Genomic DNA, 317 nt, shown 5'->3' with positions numbered 1-317 from the left:
CAACGATGACGAGTGGGACATGATGGTCACAACCAGCGCGCTAGAGGTTGGTTTCGATCATCCGAGTATCATCGGGACATTCCAGTATCGGGCGCCAATGAACATACCCGGTTTCGTCCAGCGAAAAGGTCGCGGCGGACGAGACCCAGGTGATCAACCGATTTCGGTCGTCGTCCTCGGGACGTTCCCCGAGGATTCGTTCTACTTCCACCACGAAGAGCTATTAAGCAATCCAAGTGACGAATACTTGAAAATTTCACTCGACGAAGATAATGAGTTCGTTAGGACCCAGCACGTCGTCTCGGCGATTTTCGATT

The 317-nt window shown here is 52.1% G+C and carries 1 pseudogene; it reads left to right on the top strand.

Annotation, left to right across the window (positions count from 1 at the left end):
- Positions 1-19: 19 nt before the first annotated feature.
- Positions 20-317: pseudogene (locus EXE42_RS17475) on the top strand (hypothetical protein); the annotation flags it as partial.

It is taken from the genome of Halorubrum sp. SP3 (assembly GCF_005435195.1).
Lineage (GTDB): Archaea > Halobacteriota > Halobacteria > Halobacteriales > Haloferacaceae > Halorubrum > Halorubrum sodomense.
The sequence above is the reverse complement of the archived record's forward strand: the minus strand, read 5'-3'. Positions and strand labels throughout refer to the sequence as shown.